At 60.3% G+C, this 7,025-nt stretch carries 4 protein-coding genes; 1 reads left to right on the forward strand and 3 read right to left on the reverse strand.

Annotated features, from left to right (window positions below; genetic code table 11):
* Positions 1-290: 290 nt before the first annotated feature.
* The 3 genes from GE543_RS20635 to acnA form a co-directional block, all read right to left on the reverse strand.
* Positions 291-1,856: a PAS domain-containing methyl-accepting chemotaxis protein gene (locus GE543_RS20635; RefSeq protein ID WP_153222271.1), complete on the reverse strand. Its 1,566-nt coding sequence runs from the start codon at positions 1,854-1,856 to the stop codon at positions 291-293.
* Positions 1,857-1,947: 91 nt separating this feature from the next.
* On the reverse strand, positions 1,948-2,745 hold the full coding sequence (locus GE543_RS20640) for a CPBP family intramembrane glutamic endopeptidase (RefSeq protein WP_153222272.1): 798 nt from the start codon (positions 2,743-2,745) through the stop codon (positions 1,948-1,950).
* Between the two features lie 123 nt (positions 2,746-2,868).
* Positions 2,869-5,613, reverse strand: a complete 2,745-nt coding sequence (acnA, locus tag GE543_RS20645; protein ID WP_153222273.1) for an aconitate hydratase AcnA — start codon at positions 5,611-5,613, stop codon at positions 2,869-2,871.
* A 192-nt stretch (positions 5,614-5,805) separates the two neighbouring features.
* Here acnA and rlmM point away from each other — a divergent pair, with 192 nt between their 5' ends.
* Positions 5,806-6,879, forward strand: a complete 1,074-nt coding sequence (gene rlmM, locus GE543_RS20650) for a 23S rRNA (cytidine(2498)-2'-O)-methyltransferase RlmM (protein WP_153222274.1) — start codon at positions 5,806-5,808, stop codon at positions 6,877-6,879.
* Positions 6,880-7,025 lie beyond the last annotated feature (146 nt).

Below are 7,025 nucleotides of genomic sequence, written 5' to 3' on the forward strand. Positions count from 1 at the left end.
ACCGGGCAGGAATGCTTTGTTGAAAACGATCTGTATGTCGACGTAAGGGGTAATAGATAACTACCGCACCATCTGAGTTTCAACTAATCGGAGTATGCGTTCACTGTCAATGGTCAAAAGTACTGCATTGCTGTCGTTAAAGATGTTAAAGAAATATCCTACACGCTCTTCAGATGGCTTCTCAAGTTCTGTCAGATTTGAATAGGGTGCTGGCAGTGCACACTATTAATACTCATAAAAAAGCCCCGACCAACCGAAGTTTGTCGAGGCTTGGCAAACAGTATCAGGCTTTAGCGATTAAACCGCTCTACCAGCGAATATTGTGAGTTGGCCGTGTCGGTCAGTTCGCCACTTAATACCGCAGAGCGACGCGCTTCGTCAGCGGTCTGGTCTGCCAGGCTGGCGATGGTAGCGATGTTGCGATTGATTTCCTCGGCCACGGCGCTTTGCTCTTCCGTGGCGGTGGCGATTTGCGTGGTCATGTCGGTGATATTGGCGACAGCCTCGCTGATGCCCACCAGCGCCTGATCTGCCTCCAGCACCCGGGCAACGCCTTCTTCGGCCTGACGGCGACCCGTGTCCATGGTGTGTACCGCGTCGGTTGCGGTCTGCTGCAGTTTGGCGATCAGGCCATGAATCTGCCCGGTGGACTCGGCGGTGCGTTGCGCCAGCTGGCGCACTTCATCTGCCACGACGGCAAAACCGCGACCCATCTCACCGGCGCGCGCCGCTTCGATCGCGGCGTTAAGGGCCAGCAGGTTGGTCTGGTCGGCGATGCCTTTGATCACATCGACCACGCCGCCGATTTCATCGCTGTCCTTGGCCAAGCGGGTCACGGTCAGGCCGGTTTCACCCACCGAGGTGGACAGGCGCTGAATGGCTTCGCGGGTTTCACCGGCGATATCGCGCCCGCGACGCGTCAGTTCGTTGGCCTGCTGGGTGGCGTCAGCGGCACGGTTTACGTGGCTGGCGACTTCCTGAGTGGTGGCGGCCATCTGGTTGATGGCGGCGGCAACCTGCTCGGTTTCCACACGCTGACGTTCCAGCCCGATCGAACTGGCATTGGCCAGCGAGTTGGACTGGCGGGCCTGACTGTTCAGGTGTTCGGCGGTGTCCTGCAAACGCGTCAGGCAGGTTTTCATGCGCGCTTCCTGGCTGAGGATCGACATTTCCAGGCGCGCTTGCGGGCCGCGGCTGTCGGTGTACATCTGCGCGATCAACGGGTCGGAAGTGGTCTGTTCGGCCAGACGCAACAAGCGTTTGGTGCCACGTTGCTGCCAGGAAAGCCCGAGCAGGCCCAGTGGTACCGACAGTGCCGCAGCCAGGGCAAACCCCCAATGTGAATTGAGCCACACGCCGATCAGGAAGCTCAGTTGGCTGACCAGAATGAACGGCAGCCAGTCCTGAAGTACCGGCAGCCACTTGTCGCGGCTTGGGACGGCGCTCTTGCCCTTGTTGAGCCGGGTATAAAGCGCCTCGGCACGGCGGATCTGTTCGGCGGTCGGCTTGATACGTACCGACTCGAAACCCACCACCTGGCGGTTTTCCAGCACCGGCGTCACGTAGGCATTGACCCAATAATGATCGCCGTTCTTGCAGCGGTTCTTGACGATACCCATCCACGGCTGCCCGGACTTGAGCGTGGTCCACATGTGCTCGAATACTGCCGGCGGTACGTCCGGATGACGTACGGTGTTGTGCGCCGCACCCACCAATTCAGCTTCGCTGTAGCCACTGATATCGACGAAGGCATCATTGCAATAGGTGATGGTGCCGCGGGTGTCGGTGGTGGAAATCAGTCGTTGTTCGGCAGGAAATGTCCGCTCATGTTGAGTGACGGGCTGGTTGTTGCGCATGGGATTTCGATCCTTCGATCCGGAAGACTATGGCGTGGTTATCGGCGGGCACGTCGATAAATTGAGCGGCGTGCGACAAGTGACCGTAGAGTCAGCCCTGGCGGGCCAGCATGGGGTAGGTGAACAGCCCGAAATGCACGAGGTTCAGGCCCAGATGGCTGATGACGGCGGCCTGCAGCCCGCCGAAACGAAATGCGATGCCGTACCCCACGCCAGCCATGCCTGCCAATGCCACCCACTGCGGGCCGGCACCTGCGTGCGCAAGTCCGAACAGGCCGGCAGCGAGGGTGATCGATAATGCCGTCGCATACCTTGAGCTCTTGAACAGGCGCATCAGGCTGCCTTGCAGATAAGCGCGGAAAAACAGCTCTTCGGTCAGGGTCACCAGCAACAGGTTGTTGAGCAGCCATATCAGGCCCTGGGCAGGCCATTTCGGTGTCCAGCCGACGACGTTCAACATGACCGCAGCGGTCATGCAGAACACCGAGGTCACAATCAGCGCCAGAAGCCCGGTTTGCAGTGAATGGGCGACGTCAACCTTGGGCAGAATCCAGGGGCAGGCCAGTATCAGCCAGAAGCCGATCAGCGGCTTGTCCAGACTCAGGTCCATGGAGAACAGCGCGGCATCGGCACTGAATCGCGTTGCTTCGATGACGTTGGCGTTATTGAAGCCAGGCGCCAGGTGAAAGGCCAGCGCCAGACCGGTCACGATGAACAATCCGTGGCCACACAGGCGGATGGAGGAATAAGAGGATCGCGCCACGCAGAACCAGGCAATGAACAACGCGCCAAAGCTCAGCGCTGCCGAAGGGTCAAGGCTGCCGTGAAACAACGCCAGCGCGTAGCCGCTGCTCAGAAGGCAGAAAGTCAGCCAGTGCCTTGTGGTCATGAGTAAGTCCTGCCTTGAGAGCGGGGAATTCTATCCGGCGTTCAGCAGGGCAGGGGCGAGATTATAAAAATTTTCATGCAGGGGCCTGACCCTGAAACAGGGTGCAGGCCCCATTCAGGGGTGTCAGGACGCGATCAGCTGGCGCAGCACGTAATGCAGAATGCCGCCTGACTTGAAGTATTCCACTTCGTTAAGCGTATCGATACGGCACAGCACGTCGACGGTTTCCTTGCTGCCGTCCTCGCGCTCGATATGCAGGGTCAGGCTCATGCCCGGCTGCACGTCTGCGTTGGTCAGTCCGGTGATCTTCAGCGTCTCCTTGCCGGTCAGGCTGAGGGTCTTGCGCGTCTGGCCGTTCTTGAACTGCAATGGCAGCACGCCCATGCCCACCAGGTTCGAGCGGTGAATCCGTTCGAAGCTTTCGGCGATGACCGCCTTGACGCCCAGCAGGTTGGTACCCTTGGCAGCCCAGTCACGGCTAGAGCCCGTGCCGTATTCCAGACCGGCAATGATCACCAGCGGCGTGCCTTCTGTCTGATAACGCATGGCCGCGTCGTAGATCGCCAGCTTCTCGCCGGAGGGCACATGCACCGTGTTGCCACCCTCTTCGCCGCCTAGCATTTCGTTGCGGATACGGATATTGGCAAAGGTCCCGCGCATCATCACTTCATGGTTGCCACGGCGCGAGCCGTAAGAGTTGAAGTCCTGATACTTGACGCCTTTATCCTGAAGATAGCGCCCGGCTGGGCTGTCGGCCTTGATATTACCGGCAGGGGAGATGTGGTCGGTGGTCACCGAGTCGCCCAGCAGTGCCAGGATGCGTGCGTTTTCCACGTCTTCGATAACCGGCAGCGGACCGTCGATGCCGTCGAAGAACGGCGGGTGCTGAATGTAGGTGGAATCGTCCTGCCAGACGTAGGTGGCAGCCTGCGGCACCTCGATGGCTTGCCATTGTTCGTCGCCGGCAAAGACTTCGGCGTATTCCTTGTGGAACATGCCGGTGTTGACGCTGGCCACAGCGTCGGTGATTTCCTGCTGACTCGGCCAGATATCACGCAGATAAACCGGCTTGCCGTCTGCACCTTCGCCCAGCGGTTCGCTGCTGATGTCGATGCGCACCGAGCCTGCCAGCGCATAGGCAACTACCAGGGGTGGCGATGCCAGCCAGTTGGTCTTGACCAGCGGATGGACACGGCCTTCGAAGTTACGATTGCCCGACAGCACCGACGCAACGGTCAGGTCGGACTGTTGAATGGCTTTCTCGATAGGCTCCAGCAGCGGACCGGAGTTGCCGATGCAGGTGGTGCAGCCGTAACCGACCAGATCGAAGCCCAAGGCGTCGAGGTATTGGGTCAGACCCGCTGCGTTGTAATAATCGGTCACCACTTTGGAACCGGGTGCCAGCGAGCTTTTTACCCACGGCTTGCGTTTCAGGCCTTTCTCGACGGCTTTTTTCGCGACCAGCCCGGCTGCCATCATGACGCTGGGGTTGGAAGTGTTGGTGCAGGACGTGATCGCCGCGATCACCACGGCGCCGTCTTTCAGGTGATAAGTCTGGCCGTCGTATTCATATTGGGTTTCGCCACTGACCTGGGCCTCGTTGCCAACCGCGACACCGCCGCCGCCTTCGCTCTCCAGCCGACCTTCATCGACCTTGGCAGGCTTGACCTGCAGACCGAGGAAATCGCTGAACGCCTTGGACACATTCGGCAGTGCTACACGATCCTGAGGGCGCTTGGGGCCGGCAAGGCTGGCTTCGACCGTGCTCATGTCCAGTTCCAGGCTGTCGGTGAACACCGGTTCCTGGCCCGCCAGACGCCATAGACCCTGAGCCTTGCAATACGCTTCGACCAGCTTGACGGTTTCGTCGGGGCGACCTGACAGACGCAGGTAGTCCAGTGTCACGTCATCGACCGGGAAGAAACCGCAGGTCGCGCCATATTCGGGCGCCATGTTGGCAATGGTCGCGCGGTCGGCCAGCGGCAGATCGGCCAGGCCGTCGCCGTAGAACTCGACAAACTTGCCGACCACACCTTTCTTGCGCAGCATCTGGGTGACGGTGAGCACCAGGTCGGTAGCGGTGATGCCTTCCTTCAGTTTGCCGGTCAGCCGGAAACCGATCACTTCCGGGATCAGCATCGACACCGGCTGGCCGAGCATCGCCGCTTCGGCTTCGATACCGCCCACGCCCCAGCCCAGCACGCCCAGGCCGTTGATCATCGTGGTGTGCGAGTCGGTACCGACCAGGGTGTCCGGGAACGCGTAAGTGCGGCCGTCTTCTTCCTTAGTCCATACCGTGCGGCCCAGGTATTCGAGGTTCACCTGATGGCAAATGCCGGTGCCGGGCGGCACCACGCTGAAATTATCGAAAGCGCTCTGGCCCCAGCGCAGGAACGCGTAGCGCTCGCCGTTGCGCTGCATCTCGATATCGACGTTCTCGCCGAAGGCTTCGGCGTTGCCAAACTTGTCGACCATCACCGAGTGGTCGATCACCAGGTCCACCGGGGAAAGGGGGTTGATTCGCTGCGGATCGCCGCCGGCCTTGGCTACGGCCGCGCGCATGGCGGCCAGATCGACCACCGCCGGTACGCCGGTGAAGTCCTGCATCAGGACGCGGGCAGGGCGGTATTGAATTTCCCGGTCCGAACGACGCTCGGTCAACCAGTCGGCGAGGGCCTTGAGGTCGTTGCCGGTTACCGTCTTGTTGTCTTCCCAGCGCAGCAGGTTTTCCAGCAGCACCTTGAGTGACATGGGCAGCTTGTCCAGATCGCCCAGCGATCGGGCGGCTTCCGGCAGGCTGAAGTAGTGGTAGGTCTTGTTATCGATTTCGAGGGTTTTAAGGCTCTTCAGGCTATCGAGGGAGGGCATGAATGTCTCCTTTGAGGAATGTTCTCCGAACATCGGTTCACGGGCTCCATGTGCATCAGGTCGGGAGCGCCGCATCAGGCTTCAAGTTGTGTGGACTGTTCGGCCGCACCAGTGGTTCCTGGATTGGGCTATCATGCGCGGCTTTCAAGTCTGCGGGGTTACGCCCGAGTGCCCACTGCCCAGGAGTAACCCATGAATACACTGTTTATGCACTGCCGACCCGGTTTTGAGGGCGAAGTCTGCTCGGAAATAGCCGATCACGCCGCGCGCCTGGACGTGGCCGGGTATGCCAAGGCCCGTCCCGACACGGCTTGCGCCGAATTCATCTGCACCGAGGCGGATGGCGCCGAACGGCTGATGAACGGTCAGCGCTTCGACAAGCTGATCTTTCCCCGGCAGTGGGCGCGGGGGCTGTTTCTCGAGTTGCCGGAAACCGATCGCATCAGTGTGATTCTCGCGCAGCTGGCGGCGTTCCCTACCTGCGGCAGTATGTGGCTGGAGGTCGTGGATACCAACGACGGCAAGGAACTGTCGAATTTCTGCAAGAAGTTCGAAGCGCCGCTGCGCAAGGCCCTGACTCAGGCAGGCAAACTGGTGGATGACCCGCGCAAGCCGCGTCTGCTGCTGACCTTCAAGAGTGGTCGCGAGGTGTTTCTCGGTCTGGCCGATGCGGACAACTCCGCCATGTGGCCCATGGGCATCCCGCGCCTCAAGTTTCCCCGCGAGGCGCCAAGCCGTTCGACCCTGAAGCTTGAAGAGGCCTGGCATCACTTCATTCCCAGAGACCAGTGGGACGAGCGCCTTTCCGGCGACATGACCGGCGTGGACCTGGGTGCCGCGCCGGGCGGCTGGACGTATCAACTGGTGCGACGCGGCATGCTGGTGACCGCCATCGATAACGGGCCGATGGCGGAAAGCCTGATGGACACCGGGCTGGTGCAGCATCTGATGGCGGACGGTTTTACCTACAAGCCTCGACAGCCCGTGGACTGGATGGTCTGCGACATCGTCGAAAAGCCTGCGCGCAATGCAGCCCTGCTGGAAACCTGGCTGGGTGAAGGTCTTTGCCGCGAAGCGGTGGTCAACCTCAAGTTGCCGATGAAACAGCGCTACGCTGAAGTACGCCGACTGCTCGACCGCATCGAAGAAGGCTTTCAGGCGCGCGGGGTACGCGTGTCCATCGGCTGCAAACAGCTCTACCACGACCGCGAAGAAGTCACCTGCCACCTGCGCAGGCTGGACGTGGCCAAAGCCGCGAGAAAGTGATTTCTCACTATAAAAACACCTCTGCTATCGTGCCAATGCTCCGCGTTGGCATGTCTTTCGTGACGCTCTGCGTCACATCCGTGCTGCTGGTTGTGCGTAGTTAGTGCTCTAAAGTGCTTTTCAACCGCGATGGCACTGACGACGCA

This window comes from Pseudomonas sp. SZ57 (genome assembly GCF_009495975.1).
Classification (GTDB): domain Bacteria; phylum Pseudomonadota; class Gammaproteobacteria; order Pseudomonadales; family Pseudomonadaceae; genus Aquipseudomonas; species Aquipseudomonas syringae.